Genomic DNA, 21,422 nt, shown 5'->3' on the forward strand with positions numbered 1-21,422 from the left:
GTGACACGACATTTGAGCAGCCTTGCCTTCATGCAGACGTTCTCTGCGAAGCTGGACGTTGCATTGGGCAATCTCAGCCTCGCGCAATTTCCGCCGAATGCTCGCCGCACGATGCGCAAATTCAGCTCCTCCGAAGTTGCCGCGCTGCTCAACGTCACCGAGGCCTATATCCGGCAGATTTCGCTGAAAGACCAAGGCCCGTCTCCCGAGGTCGCAAATGGCCGGCGCCTCTATACGATGGAGCAGATTCTCGAACTCAGGATGCACCTTGCGCAAAACGGCCGGAAGAAGTGGATGAACCCGCGGCGTGTCGAGGGCGAACAATGCCAGATTCTGGCGATCACGAATTTCAAGGGCGGTTCCAGCAAAACCTCAACCACGATCCATCTCGGCCACTACCTCGCTTTGAAAGGTTATCGCGTGCTTGCCGTGGATCTCGATCCACAAGCGTCCTTGACCAGCCTTCACGGAAGTCTCCCCGATTTCGATTACCGCGATGGCGATACGCTCTATTCGGCCATTCGTTTCGAAAATCCTGTTCCCACCGAGCAGGTCATCCATCAGACCCATATTGCGGGTTTCGATGTCATCTGCGCCGGTCTTGAATTGACGGAATTCGAAACCGCCGTTGCGTTGGAAATGCGTAAATCCGGCGGTACAGGCTTCCTGCTGCGGGTTTCGCAGGCACTGGAGCAGGTCGCGGATCGCTATGACATCATCCTGATGGATTCGGCGCCGTCACTGAACTTTCTCACTTTGTCGTCTCTCACGGCGGCGACCGGCGTCTTGATACCCGTTCCTGCCCATATGCTCGATGTCGACTCGACGGCAAAATTCCTTGAGCTTGCCGGATCCTATATGCAGATCCTCGAGCAGGTGGGGACCTCGGCGCAATGGGATTTTGCCAAGTTCCTGATCACCAAATTCGAGCCGAACGACCATCCGCAAGCGAACATGACGGCGCTCATGCGGCAGGTGTTCGGCGACGATCTTCTTTTGAATTCGGTGATCAAGTCGACCGCTGTCGCGGATGCGTTGACCTGGAAGCAGAGCCTCTACGAGGTGCAGCGGGCAAGGTTCTCCGCTCCGAAGACCTATGACCGGGCAATTGAATCGATCAATGCCGCGAATGCCGAAATCGAAGAGCTTCTCTGGAAAGCATGGGGACGCAAATGAGCAGGAAAGATTCCAAAGGCATGTTTGCGAATGTCTTGGTCGGGCTCACCGAGGAGACATCCACGCCGCCGCATGCGACCTCGCCATCGCCGCATCTCCTCAAGGTCGCCGCCGGCGTTCGCCAGCTTCAGGAGCGCGGCGAACTTGCCGATAAGCTGCTGCGGAATGCGGATCATATTATCGAACTCGACGTGGACGCGGTTTTGCCGTCGCAAATACGCGATCGGTTCGACGGCGCTTACGAAGCCGACCGGCTTCAGGATCTCGTAGAGTCGATGCGTGAGCACGGACAGACCACACCTGGCCTGGTTCGGCCCATCAGCGGGGAGGGCGGCAAATTTCAGATCGTCTTCGGTCGACGCCGTCTTGCGGCTGCAAAGCTTCTCGGCGTCAAGTTCCGAGCGATCGTGCGTGATCTCTCCGACGAACAGGCGATCGTCATCCAGGGCGAAGAGAATGCCAATCGCGATGATCTTTCCTTCATCGAGAAGTGCGTTTTCGCCCTCAGTCAGGAGGAGGCGGGGTTCAAACGCGAAGTGATCTGCGCCTCGCTGGCGACTGGAAAGTCGCACGTCTCCGAGATGCTTCAGATCGCAAGAAGCTTTCCTAAAAATGTGCTCGCGGTCATCGGCGCTGCTCCTGAGACCGGCCGGCGGCGCTGGGCGCAACTGGCTGAGCGTTGGAGCGCCAATGCCGATGCCGCAGGGATCGCGGAACGCATTCTGAGGGAGCAGGATGTTCAGCCCCTTTCCAGCGACAACAGGTTTGCTGCTGTGCTGACTGCGCTCTCAACCGCCAAGAAGACATCCCCAGCCACTGCGGATCGCGTTCAGGAAGTTGTTTCCAAGGGATTGACCCTTGCCGTGGTGAACTATGCCAAGACGGGAACCAAGCTGACCTTCACCAAAGCCGTCCCGGACGATTTCGTGAAATATCTGTTGCATCGGATCGAGGGATTGCATGAGGAATATCTCGGCGAAACTCAGAAGGCGCAGCACCAACGCTAAAGCAGTTCCAGGAAAAAGTGCGCAGCGGTTTTCCGTCCGGAACGCGTCAAAACAAAGGGATAGAGCGGAGAAGCGATTCTGTGAAACGCTGAACCGCTCTAGCGGGAAAATCGATAGGTCTGGACAGAAGGCGGAGAGGGTGCTTGGCTGAACCATCTTCGATGAGCTGGTCGTCATTTGATGGGATCACGAAACGACATGGCGCAGGAAACGGACGATCAAGAGAAAATCGATGCGACTTTTCGCAACGGATCGTTGACTGCCGTTGGGATCATTGCAGGTTTCTCGTTGAGCTTCATCAATACGTGGGTTTCCAATCCGAACGACTGGAGTCGCAGCGATATCCTGCCGATGGCCGTCATGGTTGTCGGTATTGCCCTGCAGGTGAAAGTCTTTGCTGATTTGCTCGCAAGAGATTCGCTGCTGGTGGTCAAATACGACCGCGCGCGCCGTCTTTTTTTGATCGCAGTGATCATCGTGGCGGCCGGGATCGCAATCGCCCTGGTAAACGACATTCTTGGCCTCAGCAGTCAGAAAATGCTGGGTTAGACTGTCTCCCGTTGGCGGATCTGATCCGACCACCGTGCTAGAGCGGTTCAGCTTTTCACGGAATCTTAGAACCGCTCTATCTTTTTGTTTTTTCGCAATTCCGGACGGAAAACCGCTGCACACTTTTCCTGGAATTGCTCTAGATCCGGCGAAGAGCGATATCGCTGGTTATCGCCGACCTTCCTGTTTTCGGGTCGCGGTCGATAGTTCGCAGATTGAGGCTGTTGCCTCCGATTTTTTGTATTTCCATGTTCGCGGTCCGGTCGCCGTTGACCTCTTTCGCCCAATGAACGACAAGATCGATGGTATTGCCCTGACGCACTCCAGACAGGCCGGAGCGTCCCCCGGAGGGGCCGACATAAATGCCGTTATAGCGCTGGCCGTTCACTCGAAGATCCGCCGAGATCGCGCGGCTGACCACGAGTAAAGCCCGACAATTGCCGCGCATGGAAAGAGACGGCGCGCTCGCTGTCACCGCAAATATACATGTGACGTCGATCGGCGACGTTCCGATCCGCCTGATGATAGTTCCTTTGCCACTCCATTTTCCCTGCAGAGATTGCAGGAAATTGCTTTCGTCTGCGGTGGCCAAACCTGGCAAAAGGCCGATTGATAAAGTCAGGAGGACACGAGCGAAGCACGACATGAGAGAACCCCCGAAAGACGAATTTTCCCGAACTCCTATATGTCTGTATAGTTCCTTGCATTTTGAACGCGGCTATTGATCGTTATCGACAACGGCCCGGAACGACGCATTACTCTTCCGGCTCCCAGCCGTGGTAAACTGAAATTGCCCGGCGATCGCGGGCCGCTACCTTTTGCGGCTTCCGCTAATTTAATTTTGGGCTCATTTACGGCTGCTAATACTGCGCCCCGCGGTGCCGAGTATGGTCCCGTTCCGTTTGGGGTAGGGCGACCAAATCAAGTCGAACCAAACGAAATAAGCCTTAGCAGAATACCGAACTAGGTCTTCCAAGTCATGGAGCGGTGGGTTCAATGGCTCATATCATCATCATCAATCCGCGTTTCGAAACCTCCTATTGGGGCATGGAACACGCACTTCCGTTGTTTGACGTAAAAGCGAACCTCCCGGTCGCCTGCCTGCCTCTGCTCGCGGCGCTTACGCCTGCTGAACACACCGTCACGCTGATGGATGAGAATGTCGAGCCGATCGATTACGATCTCTGTGCTAAGGCCGATATCGTTGCGCTCACGGGCATGATCGTCCAGCGGTTTCGGATGAAGGAAATCTTAACCGAGCTTAAGCGACACCATTGCTTTGTGGTCGTCGGCGGGCCGTGGGTTACCGTGAAGGAGGACTATTTCGACGGGCTTGTGGACGTCACGTTCATCGGCGAGGCCGAGGAGACCTGGCCGCAATTCCTGCTTGAATGGACGGAGGGCCGTCATGTCAGGCGTTACGAACAGTCCGACAAGACGGACATGAGCAAGGTGCCGGTCCCGCGCTTCGATCTATTGAAGATGGATGAGTATGCGCTCGGCAGTCTTCAATTCTCGCGAGGCTGCCCGTTCACCTGCGACTTCTGCGATATTATCGTTGTGTTCGGGCGAAAGCCGCGGATCAAGACCAGCGCACAGATCATCGCCGAGATGGAGGCGTTGCTATCCGCCGGAATGGATACGGCATTTATCGTCGACGACAATCTCATTGGCAACAAGAAGGCGATCAAGGAGGTTCTGCGCGATGTCGTGGCCTGGCAGGAGCGCAACCACTACCCAATGACGTTCCTCACGGAAGCCTCTATCGATCTTGCCGACGATGACGAGCTGATGCAGCTCATGGTCGACGCCAATATCCGTATCGTTTTCATCGGCATCGAGACACCGAACGAAGCGGCGCTGCGCGAGACTAAGAAGCTGCAGAACCTCAGAAAAGGCGGGACGATGCTGGAGAAGATCCACACCATCCAGCAGACCGGCATGGAAGTGTGGTGCGGCATGATCCTGGGCTTCGATAGCGACGACACGACGATTTTCGACGCTCAACGCGTCTTCATCAAGGACGCGCGGATCGTCAACGCCATGATCGGCATGTTGGCCGCCATTCCCAAGACGCCACTTTATACGCGCCTCGAGAAAGAAGGACGGCTGGACCATGCCGATCCTCCGGCCTTCGGCACCAACGTCATTCCTTTGAATCTCAGCCGGGAAACCCTGCGCGACGGCTATCTCTCCGTGTTGAGCGATCTTCACCAGCCTGCCGCCTATTTCGACAGGCTCGATGCGCTCTATCTCGATGCCCGTATCCAGCCGGAGCGGACGCGCCTGCGTCATCTGCGCCGCCATCCCCTCCGCCTGATTGCGTTAAATCTGACCTGGGCATTTGAGGCGGCCGGTATTTTTGCAAGATTGATGCGGCGGGTTCACGATCCGGCCCTGCGCAATATCTATCGCCAACGTCTCTGGAAAATGCTGCTGCGCCGTCGTTCTCCGGTGATCCTGCAGATATACGCCATCAAATGTGCCATGCATTATCACGCGCACAAAATGGTCCAGCAGATGCGATCCGGCGGCGACATCGTCAATTCCTTCTGATTGGAACCCGATGGGGCAGGGGCGGACAGCCGAGGGTTCACCCGCAGGTGCGCCACTACGTCCAAACACTTTCCGGCGTCAGGATATCGAATGGGACGATGCGTTGTTCGATGGATGCCGTGTCTTTGTATTCCAGACGACGCAGCATCACTTCGATCAGCTCCTGGGGCATTTTATCGAGCGGATGGCATATCGACGCGGTTATCAATCCCTCATTCAGACCCTTCCGCGTCTCGGGTCCGATATCGCGGGAGATGACGTGAATATTCTGCCGCCGTTCCGAAGGCAATTCGCGCAGAGCGCGCAGAACCCCGGAAATGCCGCCTCCGTTCACAAAGAGGCCTCTCAAGTCGCCTTCCTCCTCGACGAGTTTGTGAACGATCTCATAGGCGTTCTGCGGTTCCTCGTAGGTCAGAAGCGACTCGCTGACGATGAGTTCAGGCGCGTGTTCGCGCATGTAAGCGCGGAAGCTGGCATCCGAAATGTCCTGGCATTGGTAGCGGTTGGTGCCGATCAACGGAAATACCTTTCCGGGCTGGCGAGCGGTCTTATTGATAAACCAGGCAGCCGTTCGTCCCACTTTCCAATTGTCGGTCCCGACAAATCCCGCCCGGCTGGCAGCCGATAGGTCCGTCACGAATGCGACCACGGGCACCCCTTTGCTCCGCAACTCGTCGATCGCCTGGCTGACCAACGGGTGATCCGCGGTCACTACCGCAACGGCGTCGGCTGTTTCGCCCATCTTCAACAAATTGCCGGACACGGCCTCAGGGGAGAGGTCGTCCTCGAAGACGACCTTCGGCTCGATTATCACGTCGCTGCGCCGCAAAGCGGCTGATGTCAAAGCTTCAGCCCACATTTGGTAGAGGGGCCGATGCGATTGCTGCATCAGAAATCCAAGCTCGCGATGTGGCAGGTTATCCCGCTTGCGCTCACGCAGCGCACCCAGGCCATAAAAGCCAATTGCGTCGGCAGCCTCCAAAATACGATCGGCCGTATCTCCCCGGACGGTGCCAGTCCCGTGAAGCAGCCTGTTGATCGTGGAAAGGCTTACATTCGAAGCCCGGGCAAGATCGGCAATGGTTGGTCTATTCATAGGCGACCCCGGAACGCGTCATTCATGGATGACATGTTTTGAAACGAAATGCATGATCATGAAGTATTACAGTTTCGCTTTGGCATCTCAAGTATTAAACGTCATGACGCATTAAGTGGCTCTCATTTGGGAAGAGTTCTGGGAGGAAGACATGAAACGCATGAAGTTAGTCGGCGCGGCTATCCTTACGGCCGTCGCCTTGAGCCTTGGCGCGTCTACGGCGTTTGCCGCAAAGATTTTTGTCGTGGGCGGCAAGCCGGATGATCCGTTTTGGTCGATCGTCAAGCGCGGCGCCGAAGATGCGGGTCTCGTGGTAAAGCAGCAGGGCGGCTCCGTTACCTGGCTCGGTCCACAGAACTACGACAATCTTGGCGTCGACGCGGCCGAGCTTATTCGCCAGGCCATTTCGCAGGGAGCCGATGCCATCGTCGGGCCGGACTGGGTTCCGGAGGCTATGGATCCCGCCTTCAAAGCCGTAGTCGACGCAAAGATACCCTTGATCATCTACAATGCCGGTGGTGTTGCTGCGGCCGATCGCCTTGGCGCCATGAACTACGTCGGAAGCGACGATTACAAAGCGGGCGTGGCGGCCGGCGAATATTTCGCAAAGCATGACATCAAGAATCTGGTTTGCATCAATACTTTGCCAGGTGCCGCGAATATCGAGGCTCATTGCCGCGGCATGACCGATGGAATCAAGTCCAAGGGCGGAAAGGGCGACACGCTCCCGCTGCCGGCGACCTCTTTCGGCAATTCCACCGCAGTAGCGCAGGCAGTGAAAGCCTATTTGCTTCAACATCCCGACGTCGGCGGCGTCTACACGATCGGCAACGTGGATGCGAACTCGGCCATCAACGGCATTATGCAAGCCGGTAAAGTTGGCAAGATCAAAGTCGGCGGTGTGAACATGGATGAAACCATCCTGAACAACATCAAGAGCGGCACGCAGATGTTCACCATCGACCAGCAGGGCTACCTTCAAGGCTATCTCGCCGTTTCGATCCTCAACGGCAAGGTCAACGATGGCTTGACCGTTCCAACACGCGAGATCTTGACCGGCCCCGGCATCGTCGATGCGTCCAACGTCGATGCCACTATGAAGGGTGTCAAAAACGGCACTCGCTGAGCGGGGGAGCCATCGCAGCTACCCGGCTTAGCATGCCGGGTAGCAGACCGAGCGCCAAATGCGAACGACCGCCTGATAGCGCTATCCGGACATGCCAATTTGGGGGAGGAACCAATGGTCTCTGCCGTACAATCCAAGCCGACCGCAGGTCCTGCCAGTTCAGGTCTGCAGCGATCCATGGGGCAACTCATAAGGCGGCCAGAAGCCGGCTCCTTCATCGGAATGATTGCGGTTTTCGTTTTCTTCGTCGTGTTTGGCGGCGAGACATTTGTTTCCGCCGCTGGCTTTGCCAGTTGGCTGAACGTCGCTGCCGAAATCGGAATTGTCGCACTGCCGATCGGGCTTCTGATGATCGCCGGAGAACTCGACTTGTCCGTAGGTGCGGTCATCCCAGCATCTTCGCTGACGGTGGCGGTGATCTCCGGCCACTACGGTGCGCCTGAACTGGTGGGCATTCTGGCCGCACTTGGAATGGGACTGTTTGTCGGCTTCATGAACGGCTTCATCGTCCTCCGTACGCGTGTCCCTTCTCTCATTGTCACGATCGGGGTCATGTTCGCCGTCATGGGGCTCACTTTGGGTCTTTCGGTCCTGCTGACCGGATCGACGAGCACGGCGATCGTGCCGAGCGCGACGTCGAAGGCCCTGCTCGGCCAGTTCGTTGGCGGCATGTTCGAGGTGACGATTTTCTGGTGGCTCGGTATCGTCGTCGTTCTGGCCTACCTGTTGCATATTTCGCGTTTCGGCAACTGGATCTATGCTCTCGGGGGCGATCGGATCAGCGCACGCAATGCCGGCATCCCCACTGAACGCCTGACCATTTCGCTTTTCATGATCAGCAGCTTTTGCGCAGCCTTCGTCGGGGTATCGCAGGCGATGGTCTACCAGAGCGCGCAGGTCGCAGGCGGACAGTCCTTCATCTTCAATTCGATCATGTGTGTCGTCATCGGCGGCGTGCTGCTGACCGGAGGCTTCGGATCGATCATCGGAATCGTCTTCGGCACCATCACTTTTTCGATGGTCAACCAGGGCATTTATTTCACCGGATTCGATCCGAATTTCGGCAGCGTCATCATCGGAGCGCTCCTGTTGATCGCCGTGCTTATGAACGACACGTTCCGGCACATGGCACTCTCTTACTCAACCAAGAAAAAGAACTGAGGGCGGTGCGATGAACACTTTTTCGCTCGGAAATCTTCTTCGTCGGCCTGAAGCCGGTTCGGTGATAAGCCTGGTCGCGGTCATCTTGTTCTACGTGATCTTCGGCGATGTTGCGCTAGGCAATCTTTTTGGTGCTGCCAGTTGGGTGAACTTCGCCGCCAATCTCGGGATTGTGGCCATTCCAGTCGGCATGCTCATGATTGCCGGCGAGCTGGATATTTCGATCGGAGCGATGATTCCTGCGGGCTCGATGAGCATCGCCATCGTATCCGGCTATTACGAGATGCCGATCGTCGTCGGAATCTTGGCTGCTCTTGGCATCGGTGTCCTGGTCGGATTGGTCAATGGAATCCTTGCGGTGCGGACGTCCGTACCCTCCCTGATCATTACCCTCGGTACCCTGGTCGCAATGCAGGGCCTTATCCTCAGTGCTTCGGTTCTGCTGACGGGGAACGCGAGCGTTGCACTGACCGCTCCCGAATGGAGCAAAACGGTCTTCGGCCAGCTTCTGGCCGGCAGCTACCAGGTGATCATCCTGTGGTGGCTGGCCCTGACGGTCGTCTATGTTTTCGTCATTCACTTCACCCGCTATGGGAACTGGATTTTCGCCATGGGCGGAGACAAGGTGAGCGCCCGCAATGCCGGCATCCCCACGCGCACCCTGACCATCTGGCTTTTCGTGATCTCTTCGACCAGCGCTTCCTTTGTCGGCATGTGCGGTGCGATCCTGTTCAATTCGGCTCAGGTGTCCGGCGGCATGAACTACATCTTCAATGCCGTTGTATCGGTCGTCGTTGGCGGCGTGCTCTTGACCGGCGGTTTTGGATCGGTCGTCGGGATTTTTATCGGCACTCTGACCTTCGCAGTTGTCAGCCAGGGCATCTATTTCACTGGGATCGATCGAAATTGGTCCAGTTTGATCATCGGCATCATGCTGCTCGTGGCCGTCTTGATGAACAATACCTTCCGCAACATGGCGTTGACTTATGCGCGCCCCAAGAAAGGCAAGGACTGAGCTATGACGAAACCGGTTCTGGAACTCAAAAACGTCAATAAGTCCTTCGGGCCGATCGATGTCCTTCACGACATTTCGCTGAAGGTCCACTCCGGAGAGGTTCTGTGCCTTCTGGGAGACAATGGCGCGGGAAAATCGACCCTGATCAAGACACTTGCCGGCGTGCACAAGCCTACCTCCGGGCAGATCTTCATGGACGGCCAGGAAGTGATCTTCGACCGCCCCAAAGATGCGGCCGATCGAGGTATCTCGACTGTGCATCAGTTTGGCGGAACCTTCCCGCTGATGAGTATCGGCCGCTCCTTTTTCGTAGGAGTCGAGCCCACCAAGAAATTCGGGCCGTTCACCATTTTCGATCGCAAGACGGCAAACGAGGTAGCGGTCAAGGCCGTGCAGGAATTCGGCATCACCCGCATCGACGACGGCGATCGGCTGATCGGCGGATTGTCGGGCGGTGAACGCCAGTCGCTTGCCATCGCGCGTGCGGTTCATTTCGGCGCACGGGTGCTGATCCTGGACGAACCGACGGCGGCCTTGGGCGTGAAGGAAGCCGCGCACGTCCTTCGCATCGTGCTGGAGGCACGCAAGCGTGGCCTCGCGGTGATCTTCATCACCCATCAGGTCATGCATGCGATGACGGTCGGGGATCATTTCGCCGTCCTCATACGCGGTGCGCTGGCTGCGGATTTTCGCAAGGGCGAGAAGAGTCGCGAAGAAATCACCGATCTGATGGCTGGCGGGGAGGCGATGGCCGAACTGGAAGCTGAGATCGAAGCTCACACGAACCGCGGGCATCCCGCGGTGGCCTGACCGGCTACCGAAACGAGAAATCACCGGAAGATCAACATCGCTTACCCGCTCTCGCGGGTGAGCTCTCCAAGCGCAACCTTTTTTAGGTGAAAAGTCATGAAAATCGCTCTCGACCCCTTTATGCACCGCCATCTAAGCCTTGAAGACCTGCCCGCAAAGGTCAAGGAACTCGGCTACGACTGGATCGAACTATCGCCGCGCGGCGACTTCCTTGAATGGTTCAAAGCGCCGCGTGTGTTCCCCGAGCGGATCAAATCGTTCAAGCGCGCGCTGAAGGATGCCGATGTCGGCATCGCATCTCTGCTGCCGATGTATCGCTGGGCATCCAATGACGAGGCAGAGCGTCAGGCGGCGGTCAAGCACTGGAAGCGTGCCATAGAGATCGCCGGCGAACTGGAAGTGGATGTGATGAATTCCGAGTTCGGCCGCGGCCCGCATCCGGACAAGGGGTCCTGCTACTGCTGCCATACCGGGTCCATGATCGAAGCCTGCGAGGATGCCTGGTGGCGCTCGATGGAAGAGCTGGTGCCGATCTTCGAAAAGGAAAATATTTCGCTCCATGTCGAGCCGCATCCGGAAGACTGGTGCGAAACGTTGCAGCCGGCGCTCGACATTATCCGGACGGTGAACTCGAAGAATGTCAAGTTCTTGTATTGCGCTCCGCATACCTTCTACTTCGGCGACGACACCAAGGCGATGCTGCGTGAAGCCAAGGATGTGCTGGCGCATGTCCATGTCGGCGACACGTTCAACCACAAGGCTTCTTCGGGTCTCCGCTACATCCTCAACCCGCCCGGCACGCAGGCTCGCGTCCATCAACACCTGAACATCGGCCAGGGCGAGGTTCCCTGGGATGAGTTCTTCGGAACGCTGGCCGATATCGGTTTTGACGGCATCATGACCGCCTGCGTCTTCGCTTGGGAGGACAAGGCCGACCATTCCGGCAAATTCATGCGCTCCGAAATGCAGCGCTTCATCGACAAGTATTGGGGGGCGAAATGACCCTTAAAGTCGGTGTCATCGGAACTGGCATGATCGGGCAGGATCACATTCGCCGCCTGACCAAGGTCCTGTCGGGTGTCGACGTGGTCGCTGTGAACGACATTGATGTCAAGCGCGCAGCAGCCGTCGCCCCGGAAGGCGCCACGGTGTTCGAAACGGCGGGGGATTTGATCCGGTCGGAAACGGTGGAGGCAGTTGTCATTTGCTCTTGGGGGCCAGCCCATGAGGCGCAGCTTCTCGATTGCATTGCCGCCGGCAAGCCGGTTTTCTGCGAGAAGCCGCTCGTCACCACCGCGGCAGCGGCGCGTGGAGTGATGGAGGCCGAAGTGGCCTTCGGGCGTCGCCTCATTCAGGTGGGATTCATGCGGCGCTTCGATGGTGACTATAGGCGCCTGAAAGCGGTCATTGACAGCGGGAGCCTCGGCACCCCACTGACCTACCGCTCCGTCCATCGCAATGCTTCCGTGCCAGCCGGCCTCTACAGCTCGGACATGCCGCTCAACGACACGCTCGTCCACGATGCGGATATTTCCCGATGGCTATTGTCGGACGAGGTGAAGGGCGTCGAAGTACGGCTTCCACGACGTTCTTCGCGAGGCGGCGATCTGCGCGATCCGACCTTGGTGCTCCTGCACCTGGCGTCCGGTGCGCTGGTCGACGTCGAGATTTCCGTCAACATCGCCTATGGCTACGATATTCGCGGCGAGGTGAGCTGCGAAATGGGGGTGGCAAGCCTCCCCGAACGGCCTTCTGCGGTGATCCGGGACCAGTATGGTGTTCGCCAACGCGTACCGGAAGATTGGCGCGAACGCTTCATCGATGCCTACGACCAGGAGTTCCGCGAGTGGATTGCCGCTGCGGCACAAGGAACGGCGACCGGACCCAGCACCTGGGATGGCTACGCTGCGACGCTGGTTGCGGACGCCGCGCTGCGCGCCGCGGAAACCGGCGCATTCCAACCTATCACAATGATTGCAAAGCCTGGGCTCTACGACACCGCGATCGCGCAAGCGGCGGAATGAACTCGATCCCCCTCTAAGGAAGATGATCTCATGATCAATGGAGAAAGAACCATAACACGCCCTCTGCGTTGGGGCATGATCGGTGGCGGGCGGACCGGCCAGGTCGGTTATAAACACCGTACCGGTGCGCTTCGCGACGGTACCTACAAGCTTGTTTGCGGGGCTTTTGATCTTGACGCTGCGCGTGGTCGTGATTTCGGCGTGAACCTCGGCGTCGACGCGGATCGATGCTATGCGGACTACAAAGACCTTATCGTCAACGAGAAGGCGCGCGAGGACTGCGTCGAGGTCGTCTCGATCGCCACGCCAAACTTCACGCATTATGAAATCACCAAGGCGTGCCTGGAGGCAGGGATCCATGTGATCTGCGAAAAGCCGCTGTTCTTCACGGTCGCCGAATGTGAGGAAATCGAAAGGCTTGCCGAGAAAAAGGGCCTGATTGTCGGCGTGACCTACGGCTTTACCGGCCACCCCTTGGTTCACCAGATGGCCGCGATGGTTAAGAAAGGCATGCTGGGCGAAATCCGCATCGTCGACATGCAATACACCCACGGTTTCAACTCCGGCGACGATGCGGGTGCCGGCGAAGCGGTGAAATGGCGAACCAATCCGAAGACGGCAGGCCCGACCTTCGTTCTCGGCGACATCGGCACGCACCTCTACTACCTGTCCGAAGTCGTGCTGCCGCATCTGAAGATCGAGAAACTGCTCTGCGACCGCAAAGCCTTTATCCCGACGCGCGCGCCGCTTGAAGATCATGCCACAGTGCTCATGCATTATGACAATGGCGCCCGCGGCCGTCTCTGGGTGTCTTCGGTGAACGCCGGCAATATGGGGTCGCAACGCTATCGTTTCGTTGGCTCGAAAGCCTCGATCGAATGGTCGGACTCGCATCCCGACCAGTTGATCTATGAAGTTCAAGGCGAGCCGAACCGGACCCTTCATCACGGGATGCCATACCTTGAGGACGAAAGCCTCGCGGTCGATCGTATGGGTGCACTGCACACGGAAGGTCTCGGCGATAGCTGGGCGAATATCTATCTCTGGATCGCCCAGGCGATCGACGCGAGGAACCGCGGTGACGAAGCCTTCCTGAAAACCCATCATTACCCGGGCATCAAGGCCGGCACGGAAGGGGTTCGCTGGCTGGAGAATTGCGTCCGCTCGGCCGATGCGGGCTCCGCCTGGGTCGATTTCAAATAGCAGGAACCGGGGACGCGTTGGATATCCTCCCATCCTCCCATCCTCCTCCCGAACGCGTCCCCCAACACTCTCAGCAAGAAAGACAAAGCCATGAAACTATCCATTTGCACCGATGTGATGGGCGACCTTTCCTTCACGGATATGCTCGACAAATGCGTAAAGCTCGGCGTCGAAGGCATCGAAATGACCGGTGGCGGCTGGTCGCGCGCGCCGCATTTTCGGGCTGACGAACTTTTGGCCGACAAGGGACTTCTCCGGACCAAGCTCAAGGAAATCGAAGCCCGCGGTCTTGATATCGCGGCACTCAATTGCTCGGCGAACCCTCTCGATCCGGGCCACATGGGTCAGCGCCATCGCAAGGAGATGGAGCAAACCATCCGTCTTGCCGGCGAGATTGGCGTCAAGACCATCGTAACGATGTCCGGCCTGCCGGAAGCCGCTCCTGGCGACACGGTGCCCAACTGGCTCGTCTATACGAAAAGCTGGCCCGAGGAGATGCCCGAGCGCGATCGCTACCAATGGGAAGACCGGGCTTTCCCGCTCTGGCATGATCTGGTGCGGCTCGCCAAGGAGGTTGGTGTCGAGAAATACGCGCTTGAGAACTTCTCGGCCATGCTCGTGTGGAACCCGGAGACTCTTTTCCGCCTGCGCAATGAGGTTGGCCCGACGGTCGGTATGAACCTCGATCCCAGCCATCTGTTCTGGAAAGGCGCAGATCCCATTGCCGGCGCGCGCGCCTTGGGCACCGCAATCCATCATTGCCACGGCAAGGACACTCGTATCGAACGAGGACTTGCGGATGTGAATGGTCTCCTCGAGCTCAAGGACGTAACCGACGTCGCCAACCGCTCATGGAACTATGTTGCCGTCGGTGCAGGGCATGACCTGCAATGGTGGAAGGAGTTCTTCTCGGTCGTCCGGATGGTTGGCTACGACGGCTGGGTCAGCCTTGAGATGGAAGATTTCACCATGTCCACGGAGGCCGGTGTCCAGTCTTCCATCGATGCCCTTCAAGCGACGATCAGCCGATAATGGTACCTTACAAGTTCATCATCACGATCGAACTTCTTCCGGGGACGCGGGACGACATCCTCGCCCACGTCCTAAGGTTTAAGCTGCGACAAAGCTGGTTGCCTGGCTCCTGCCGAGCACGTTTCGCAGGACACATGCAACGCTTCATTGCGTTTCGGTCGCTGGCCGTTCCACAAATACGATCCAACCTCGCCGATACGAAAGGATGATATCTCAATAAGAAAATTGTGCCTCTGGCGCCTTGCCGCGGTTCGGGGCATCCTGTGATGGCCGAAAATTGTACTTTATGGCAGTTGGAGGAATACCGATGCGCTGTTTTACCGTACTTGGACCCTCGCAGACCGGAAAATCGACGGTCGTTGAAAAGCTCAGTTCTCTTGAGGGACCACCGCGAAAATCCAGCTCTCCTTACGGGCTGAACCTGACGGAATTTACCTTTTCAAACGAAACCTGGTGTGCACTGGACGCGCCGGGGCCTAACGAAGCGCTGGCGCATGTGCAGCACGCACTTCTTGCCAGCGATGCCTGCATCCTGTGCATCTCACCTGCTCCCGAGGAGGCCGTGCTCGCAGCGCCCTACCTGCGCGTGATCGAAGCGTCGGGGACGCCCTGCATCCTCTTCGTCAACCGGATGGATGAACCGAGAGGGCGGTTGAGGGATGTGATCGCAGCGCTTCAGGATTATGCCAATCACGCTCTTCTGCTTCGCCAGATCCCGATTCGCGAAGGGGACAGGATCGTCGGTAGCTGCGATCTGATTTCAGAACGGGCATGGCGCTATCGGGAAGGCCAGACTTCGGCGCTGATCGCAATCCCCGAAAGTACCGCCGAACGCGAGCATGAAGCGCGCACCGAGCTCCTGGAACACCTGTCCGAATTCGACGATTGGCTCCTCGAGGAACTTATAGAGGATCGGGAACCGGCGAGCGACACGCTTTATGCCATCTCATCGCGGGTTCTCAGGGAAAACAGGATTATCCCGGTGCTGATCGGTTCAGCAGGTCACGGCAACGGCATGATGAGGCTGATGAAGGCGCTGCGCCACGAGGCGCCGCCGGTCGCGGCTCTTCGCCAGCGTCTTGCTGGTGCGTGCGCCGTCGACGAGGGAAAGCTGGCAGCCGTAAGCTTTCATGCCTATCACCGTCAGAACATCGGCAAGACGGTGCTGGTGCGTGCGCTTGGCGAGGGTCTGCGGCAAGGCGCATTACTCGGCGGCTCCAGCCTCGGCGCCGTGCAGGATCCGGCAAACGGGCGGTCCAATGCGGCGGTCGTACCTGCGCCGGGGGATGTCTTCGCGGCGGTCAAGTCGGACCACCTGCCGGTTCCTTCGCTGTTGACGTCAGACGCAACGCTCGCGCCGCCCGAGTGGACGGAGCCACCCACGCCGATGCTGGAAAGAATCCTGATCCCGGGCAGCGAACGCGATGAAAACAAGCTCTCCGAAACGCTGGCAAAACTTTCCGAGACGGATCGCGGCCTGATTGTCTTGCAAGAGGAGGGTACCGGTGCCCAGCTTGTGCGCGCCCAAGGGCCGGTGCATCTGCGCGATCTCTGCCGAACCCTGGCCGAAGTCTTTCATATCGATGTGACCGACCGGACGCCTAGCCCGATCTACCGCGAGACGATCGCGAAATCCTCGGATGTTCATTACCGCCATCGCAAACAGACCGGCGGCGCCGGGCAATTCGCGGATGTGAAGCTGAACATTCATCCCAATGCACGTGGCCAGGGTTTCACCTTCAACGAAACGGTCAAGGGCGGCGTCGTTCCGCGCAACTACATCCCTGCTGTCGAAGCGGGCGCGCGAGAGGCGATGGAAAAGGGGCCGCTCGGTTTCCAGGTCATCGATGTCGGCGTAACCCTGCAGGACGGCCAGCACCATGCCGTCGACAGTTCGGAACATGCCTTCCGGACTGCCTCGAAAATGGGCGTGCGGCAGGCGCTTTCCGAAAGCTCGACCGTCTTGATGCAGCCGATCTTCCGCAGCGAAATCCACATACCTTCGGTCTATTCGGGCAATCTCGTCCAGATCGTTTCCGCCCTGAAGGGTCAGGTTCTCGGTTTCGATCGGGATGAAGCGTCCAAGGGATGGGACATCTTCCGCGCACTCGTTCCGGGCAGCGCACTCGACGAGCTGGCGCGGTCACTGCGCTCGGCGACGCAGGGCATCGGCTATTTTTCCAAGGCCTTCGATCATTTCGAGGAGCTTTATGGCAAGGAGGCGGATGCCGTCATCAAGGCGCACGAGACCGCGCGGGTCGAGCACTGAAGCGTTTGTGGGAGGTGACATATGTGCCGCGGCCGTCGTGACGGCCGCGGATGGTTTGGCTGACCTTCATCTTTATTGACCGAACCGCCATCCTATCCCGCGCTTCGAAATGGATGTGCCGAAATCGAGCTGAATTTCCCTTAATTTATATCACGATATGATATATAATGCGGATCGTGTTCGAGGTTGTTGTTGCAATCAGGTGGTTGCGATGCTGCAGTTCAAAAGAACCGGGTTAAATTTGAGACGACATGACGGAAGGCCCAGTGACGGCAAGCCGGCAGGCGCGCTGCTGAGATTGCATGCTCCAATGGTGGCGCTGGCTTTCATAAGGAAGGATATACAAAGCATTAGGTCGGTCGGGGGACCTTTGGCACGGATCATCATTCCTCTTCTTATAGTCCTGTGCTCGATTGTCGCTGGTGTTGCCGTCGCAATGCATATAAGCGAGCAGCCCGGTTATTCGGCGAGGGTGAATATGTCGCCGCCGATAATGTCGGAATAGTCGATCGTAGCGCCAGAAACCTGGCTGGTGCCGAGCGTGTCAGGTGACCTGGTTGAGCAGCCACTCCTGGAACTTTTTTGTCGTCGACGACTGTTGCTTCATTTCGGGCGTCACGATGTAGTAATTGTTGGTGGTAGCCATCGGCCTATCCCACACAATTTGAAGGCGTCCCGAAGCGATCTCCTCTTCGATTAGATATTTCGGAAGCAGAGCAAAACCGAGCCCGAGTATCGCGGCCTCGATGATCATGCTGAACTGATCGAACCGGCTTCCATGATATGGACTGAACCCCTCACAGCCGTTCAACTGGAACCATTCGGCCCATAGTCTTGGCCGCGTCGCCAAATGAAGGAGCGGCCCCTGTTCCAAATCCTCTACCTGAGTGATGGGGAACGAGTCCAACAGCGACGCACTGGCAACGGGGACAATGATCTCACTGCAAAGATAAGTGCAGGTTGCGTGCGCCCAAACCGGCTGCCCATAGTGGATCGCAAGATCGAAATCCTCCAGCGTTAGATCGAACGGCTCCGAGCGTGAGGCGATATTGAAGACCGTGTTCGGATTATCCTTCAGGAAATCAGGAAGACGTCGAAGAAGCCAACGGTTTCCAAATGTCGGAAGCGTGGCGATGGACAGGACATTCTTGCCATCCGAAGAAGCCATTGCCCGCAGCACCATTTCTTCGGTGCGCGCCAAAATCCGTCTCACTTCTGGCAGCATCGCTTTGCCGGCGGAAGACAGAACCACGCGTTTTCTGATCCTCTCGAACAGATTGACGCGCAATTGCTCCTCAAGCGTCCGGATCTGGCGGCTGACTGCGCTTTGGGTGAGGTTCAGCTCCAGCGCCGCTTGCGTAAAGCTTCCATGGCGCGCTGCGCACTCGAATGCCTGGAGAACGGCTAGGTCGGGGATCACGGAACGGCTTAAGTTCATTCCTTACTCGCATCAACTAGGTCGAATTCATCGCAAGATTGGGTTCTGTTTTCGGCATATCATGAAAATCAAGAATGAATAATCCTTTTGCTGAGGTGCGACACGATGACAAACGCGAGCTTCGTCAAGGCCCATACGATCCGCTCGGATTTTTCTGCTGCCATGTCCGCCATGTATCGCAAGGAAGTGCCGGCCTATGGTACCCTGATGTCGCTCGTGGCCCGGGTGAACGATGAGACCCTTGCCGCCGATCCGCTGTTGAAGGCGCGCCTGGAAGCAACGGATTCTCTCAGTCGCATTTCCGAGGAGCGTCACGGCGCCATCCGTCTCGGCACGGCACAGGAGCTCGCGATGATGCGCCGCGTCTTCGCGGTCATGGGCATGTATCCGGTCGGCTATTACGATTTGTCGACAGCGGGCGTCCCCGTCCACTCCACCGCTTTCCGCCCGGTCGGCGAGGAAAGTTTGAAGCGCAATCCGTTCCGTGTCTTCACGTCACTGCTCCGCCTCGATCTGATCGCTGACGAGACGCTGCGCAAGGAAGCCGCCGAAGTCCTCGCAGCCCGCAAGATCTTTACGGACGAGGCGGTACGGCTCGTCGAGAAGGCGGAACGGGATGGCGGCCTCGGTGCTACCGATGCGACGCGGTTTGTCCAGGAAGTGCTGGAAACCTTCCGTTGGCATGATCGAGCCATCGTCAGCGCCGGCATGTACAAGCGCCTGCATGATGCCCATCGGCTAGTCGCCGACGTCGTCTCCTTCAAGGGACCGCATATCAACCATTTGACGCCTCGTACGCTCGATATCGACAAGGTTCAGGCGTTGATGCCGGAAGAAGGAATAGCGCCGAAAGCGATCGTTGAGGGCCCGCCGACCCGCAAGTGCCCGATCCTGCTGCGCCAAACCTCCTTCAAGGCGCTGGAAGAAGCCGTTTCATTCGCCAGCGAGCAGGGCACCTGGCAGGCTGGCTCGCACACTGCCCGTTTCGGCGAGATCGAACAGCGCGGCGTCGCGCTGACGCCGAAAGGCCGCGCCCTCTACGACAAGCTCCTGAACGACACCCGCGCCCGCGTCCGCCCGGCCGCCGACGGTTCTAACGCCAGTGAATATGAAGCAGCACTTGCCGATGTCTTCCAGGCGTTTCCGGACGATTGGAATGGCGTCCGCAAGGCCGGTCTCGGTTATTTCAGCTATTCGCTGACGGATAAGGGCAAGGCTGTCTTGAATCGAAATACCGACCTTGAAACGGCAATCGAAGACGGCCTCGTTCAGTTCGATCCGATCGTTTACGAGGACTTCCTGCCGGTCAGCGCCGCCGGCATCTTCCAGTCGAACCTCGGCGACGACGCGGCGCAGGAATTCGTCGCAAGCCCCAATCAGGTGATGTTCGAACACGACCTGGGTGCCCCGGTTCTCGATGAATTCGCGCATTACGCAGCCATCGAGCGGGCCTCTCTGGCAATGTGCATGACTGTCGTCAACACGGCTGCCGCTGCGGAATGACAGGCGACCGATGATCGAGGCACGCCATATCGAAGCACTCAAGAGCCTGCTCGGCGAGAAAGGCCTTCTCACCGACGCAGCCGACCTCGCGGCTTACGAGACCGGTGCGCGCTACGATCGCGGGAAGGCGGCATTTGTGGCACGCCCAGCCTCGACGAAAGAGGTTTCTGCGGTTGTGGCCTATTGTGTCAAGAACAACCTCGCGCTCGTGCCGCAGTCGGGCAATACCGGACTCGTCTCGGGCTCGACGCCGGACGATAGCGGCAATCAGGGTGTCCTCAGCCTCGATCGCCTGACCGGCATTTACGAGCTCGATCGAGTGAACCGTACGGTGAAAGTCGGCGCTGGTCTCCATCTTTCCGATCTCAATGGGAAGCTAAGGGATAGTGGCCTCTTTTTTCCGATTGATCTTGGGGCAGACCCGCTCGTCGGCGGCATGATTGCGACAAATACCGGCGGCTCGCGATTCCTGCGCTATGGCGACGTGCGTCGCAACACGCTCGGCGTGACGGTCGTGCTTGCAGATGAAGCCGGCACTGTTCTCGATCTTTCGTCCAGCCTGCGCAAAAACAATACCGGCGTCGATTGGAAGCACCTTTTCATCGGCACGTCCGGCGCCTTCGGCGTAATTACCGAATGCGTGCTGAACCTCGAACCGGTACCGCGCCAGACAGCGACGGCTTTGCTCGTGCCGACGTTGGGCGAGCAGGTTCCAGCCCTTCTCGTTGCGATGGAGGAAGCGCTCGGCAGCTACCTTTCCGCCTTCGAAGGCATGTCCGGCAATGCGATCCGTGCAGCGCTCGATCATGTGCCGTCGCTGCGCAATCCGTTTCAGGGCGGCATCGTGCCGGAATTCGTGATCCTTGCGGAGATTTCGCGGTCCAATCCGACGCGCGACGGCGAGCAACCGCTCGACAGTGTGCTGGAAGAGGTGCTGGCTTCCCTATGGGAGCGTGAGGATTCCCTGCTTGCCGATGCTCTCGTCGGGCCGCCACATGAGATCTGGGCTCTGCGTCACGCGCTATCGGAAGGCGTGAAGCACATGGGACGGCTGATCGCCTTCGATCTATCCTTCCGCCGCGGCGACATCATGCGTTTCCTCACTCACATGCGGGCCGAAATGCCTAAGTCCTTTCCAGGGATAACGATCTGCGACTTCGGCCATATCGGCGACGGCGGCGTGCACTTCAATCTCGTCGTAGAAAAGACTGACCCTCGGCTTGCCGACACCGGTTTCGAGATGGCGTTGCGGGAATGGGTTTTTACCGTTGCCGTCGAAGAGTTCGGCGGCAGCTTCAGCGCCGAACATGCGATCGGCCGCAAGAACCAGGCTTACTATGACAAATATACCCCTGCCGAGATTCGCCTGTTGGCATCCGGGCTGAAAGCAATCACCTCACCTGGCGCGCTCGGCGCGATGACCTTCTGAAATCTGCGATATCCGCGGCATTCCAAGA

The 21,422-nt window shown here is 58.0% G+C and carries 18 protein-coding genes; 15 read left to right on the forward strand and 3 right to left on the reverse strand.

The window, feature by feature from the left end; all coding sequences use genetic code 11:
• The 3 genes from repA to QA646_RS18850 all read left to right on the forward strand — a co-directional run bounded on the left by repA (position 1) and on the right by QA646_RS18850 (position 2,732).
• Positions 1-1,176, forward strand: a complete 1,176-nt coding sequence (repA, locus tag QA646_RS18840) for a plasmid partitioning protein RepA (RefSeq protein ID WP_283059777.1) — start codon at positions 1-3, stop codon at positions 1,174-1,176.
• Positions 1,173-2,183 carry a plasmid partitioning protein RepB gene (repB, locus tag QA646_RS18845; protein ID WP_283059778.1) on the forward strand — a complete coding sequence of 337 codons (1,011 nt, stop codon included), beginning with the start codon at positions 1,173-1,175 and terminating at the stop codon, positions 2,181-2,183. Before repA ends, repB begins: the two co-directional genes overlap by 4 nt.
• Before the next feature lie 198 nt (positions 2,184-2,381).
• Positions 2,382-2,732 carry a hypothetical protein gene (locus tag QA646_RS18850; RefSeq protein ID WP_283059779.1) on the forward strand — a complete coding sequence of 117 codons (351 nt, stop codon included), beginning with the start codon at positions 2,382-2,384 and terminating at the stop codon, positions 2,730-2,732.
• Positions 2,733-2,871: 139 nt separating this feature from the next.
• Here the strand turns inward: QA646_RS18850 and QA646_RS18855 are convergent, their stop codons facing one another.
• On the reverse strand, positions 2,872-3,378 hold the full coding sequence (locus tag QA646_RS18855) for a hypothetical protein (protein ID WP_283059780.1): 507 nt from the start codon (positions 3,376-3,378) through the stop codon (positions 2,872-2,874).
• Between the two features lie 350 nt (positions 3,379-3,728).
• On the opposite strand from QA646_RS18855, the gene QA646_RS18860 reads away from it, so the two are divergent.
• Complete coding sequence (locus QA646_RS18860) at positions 3,729-5,288, forward strand: DUF4070 domain-containing protein (RefSeq protein WP_283059781.1); 1,560 nt, start codon at positions 3,729-3,731, stop codon at positions 5,286-5,288.
• Positions 5,289-5,343: 55 nt separating this feature from the next.
• Here QA646_RS18860 and QA646_RS18865 read toward each other — a convergent pair whose 3' ends face one another.
• The gene (locus QA646_RS18865; protein ID WP_283059782.1) at positions 5,344-6,384 is read right to left on the reverse strand and encodes a LacI family DNA-binding transcriptional regulator; all 1,041 of its coding nucleotides are present in this window, start codon (positions 6,382-6,384) and stop codon (positions 5,344-5,346) included.
• Positions 6,385-6,535: 151 nt separating this feature from the next.
• Here QA646_RS18865 and QA646_RS18870 point away from each other — a divergent pair, with 151 nt between their 5' ends.
• From QA646_RS18870 to QA646_RS18910, 9 genes are all read left to right on the forward strand, one after another.
• Positions 6,536-7,510: a sugar ABC transporter substrate-binding protein gene (locus tag QA646_RS18870; protein ID WP_283059783.1), complete on the forward strand. Its 975-nt coding sequence runs from the start codon at positions 6,536-6,538 to the stop codon at positions 7,508-7,510.
• Between the two features lie 114 nt (positions 7,511-7,624).
• A complete protein-coding gene (locus QA646_RS18875) occupies positions 7,625-8,671 on the forward strand; it encodes an ABC transporter permease (protein WP_283059784.1) in 1,047 nt (348 codons plus the stop codon).
• A 10-nt stretch (positions 8,672-8,681) separates the two neighbouring features.
• A complete protein-coding gene (locus QA646_RS18880) occupies positions 8,682-9,686 on the forward strand; it encodes an ABC transporter permease (protein WP_283059785.1) in 1,005 nt (334 codons plus the stop codon).
• Positions 9,687-9,689: 3 nt separating this feature from the next.
• Complete coding sequence (locus QA646_RS18885) at positions 9,690-10,496, forward strand: ATP-binding cassette domain-containing protein (RefSeq protein WP_283059786.1); 807 nt, start codon at positions 9,690-9,692, stop codon at positions 10,494-10,496.
• Between the two features lie 96 nt (positions 10,497-10,592).
• Positions 10,593-11,498, forward strand: a complete 906-nt coding sequence (locus QA646_RS18890; protein WP_283059787.1) for a sugar phosphate isomerase/epimerase — start codon at positions 10,593-10,595, stop codon at positions 11,496-11,498.
• On the forward strand, positions 11,495-12,520 hold the full coding sequence (locus QA646_RS18895; RefSeq protein WP_283059788.1) for a Gfo/Idh/MocA family oxidoreductase: 1,026 nt from the start codon (positions 11,495-11,497) through the stop codon (positions 12,518-12,520). Before QA646_RS18890 ends, QA646_RS18895 begins: the two co-directional genes overlap by 4 nt.
• 30 nt (positions 12,521-12,550) lie before the next feature.
• Entirely contained in the window at positions 12,551-13,723 is a 1,173-nt protein-coding gene (locus QA646_RS18900) for a Gfo/Idh/MocA family oxidoreductase (RefSeq protein ID WP_283059789.1), read from the forward strand.
• A gap of 90 nt (positions 13,724-13,813) precedes the next feature.
• The gene (locus tag QA646_RS18905) at positions 13,814-14,755 is read left to right on the forward strand and encodes a sugar phosphate isomerase/epimerase (RefSeq protein ID WP_283059790.1); all 942 of its coding nucleotides are present in this window, start codon (positions 13,814-13,816) and stop codon (positions 14,753-14,755) included.
• Between the two features lie 307 nt (positions 14,756-15,062).
• A complete protein-coding gene (locus QA646_RS18910; RefSeq protein WP_283059791.1) occupies positions 15,063-17,024 on the forward strand; it encodes an elongation factor G in 1,962 nt (653 codons plus the stop codon).
• Positions 17,025-17,568: 544 nt separating this feature from the next.
• Here the strand turns inward: QA646_RS18910 and QA646_RS18915 are convergent.
• Complete coding sequence (locus QA646_RS18915; protein WP_283059792.1) at positions 17,569-18,462, reverse strand: LysR family transcriptional regulator; 894 nt, start codon at positions 18,460-18,462, stop codon at positions 17,569-17,571.
• A gap of 105 nt (positions 18,463-18,567) precedes the next feature.
• Between QA646_RS18915 and QA646_RS18920 the strand changes: the two genes are divergently transcribed.
• Both QA646_RS18920 and QA646_RS18925 read left to right on the forward strand, forming a co-directional pair.
• Complete coding sequence (locus tag QA646_RS18920; RefSeq protein WP_283059793.1) at positions 18,568-19,965, forward strand: VOC family protein; 1,398 nt, start codon at positions 18,568-18,570, stop codon at positions 19,963-19,965.
• Between the two features lie 10 nt (positions 19,966-19,975).
• Positions 19,976-21,394, forward strand: a complete 1,419-nt coding sequence (locus QA646_RS18925; protein WP_283059794.1) for an FAD-binding oxidoreductase — start codon at positions 19,976-19,978, stop codon at positions 21,392-21,394.
• Positions 21,395-21,422 lie beyond the last annotated feature (28 nt).

The sequence above is a fragment of the Rhizobium sp. CB3090 genome, from assembly GCF_029714285.1.
In the GTDB taxonomy this organism is placed as follows: Bacteria; Pseudomonadota; Alphaproteobacteria; order Rhizobiales; family Rhizobiaceae; genus Rhizobium.

Coding starts and splice junctions, on each gene's coding strand:
- repB (WP_283059778.1), top strand. CDS start 1,173: ATGAGCAGGAAAGATTCCAAAGGCATGTTTGCGAATGTCTTGGTCGGG.
- QA646_RS18850 (WP_283059779.1), top strand. CDS start 2,382: ATGGCGCAGGAAACGGACGATCAAGAGAAAATCGATGCGACTTTTCGC.
- QA646_RS18855 (WP_283059780.1), bottom strand. CDS start 3,378: ATGTCGTGCTTCGCTCGTGTCCTCCTGACTTTATCAATCGGCCTTTTG.
- QA646_RS18860 (WP_283059781.1), top strand. CDS start 3,729: ATGGCTCATATCATCATCATCAATCCGCGTTTCGAAACCTCCTATTGG.
- QA646_RS18865 (WP_283059782.1), bottom strand. CDS start 6,384: ATGAATAGACCAACCATTGCCGATCTTGCCCGGGCTTCGAATGTAAGC.
- QA646_RS18870 (WP_283059783.1), top strand. CDS start 6,536: ATGAAACGCATGAAGTTAGTCGGCGCGGCTATCCTTACGGCCGTCGCC.
- QA646_RS18875 (WP_283059784.1), top strand. CDS start 7,625: ATGGTCTCTGCCGTACAATCCAAGCCGACCGCAGGTCCTGCCAGTTCA.
- QA646_RS18880 (WP_283059785.1), top strand. CDS start 8,682: ATGAACACTTTTTCGCTCGGAAATCTTCTTCGTCGGCCTGAAGCCGGT.
- QA646_RS18885 (WP_283059786.1), top strand. CDS start 9,690: ATGACGAAACCGGTTCTGGAACTCAAAAACGTCAATAAGTCCTTCGGG.
- QA646_RS18890 (WP_283059787.1), top strand. CDS start 10,593: ATGAAAATCGCTCTCGACCCCTTTATGCACCGCCATCTAAGCCTTGAA.
- QA646_RS18895 (WP_283059788.1), top strand. CDS start 11,495: ATGACCCTTAAAGTCGGTGTCATCGGAACTGGCATGATCGGGCAGGAT.
- QA646_RS18900 (WP_283059789.1), top strand. CDS start 12,551: ATGATCAATGGAGAAAGAACCATAACACGCCCTCTGCGTTGGGGCATG.
- QA646_RS18905 (WP_283059790.1), top strand. CDS start 13,814: ATGAAACTATCCATTTGCACCGATGTGATGGGCGACCTTTCCTTCACG.
- QA646_RS18910 (WP_283059791.1), top strand. CDS start 15,063: ATGCGCTGTTTTACCGTACTTGGACCCTCGCAGACCGGAAAATCGACG.
- QA646_RS18915 (WP_283059792.1), bottom strand. CDS start 18,462: ATGAACTTAAGCCGTTCCGTGATCCCCGACCTAGCCGTTCTCCAGGCA.
- QA646_RS18920 (WP_283059793.1), top strand. CDS start 18,568: ATGACAAACGCGAGCTTCGTCAAGGCCCATACGATCCGCTCGGATTTT.
- QA646_RS18925 (WP_283059794.1), top strand. CDS start 19,976: ATGATCGAGGCACGCCATATCGAAGCACTCAAGAGCCTGCTCGGCGAG.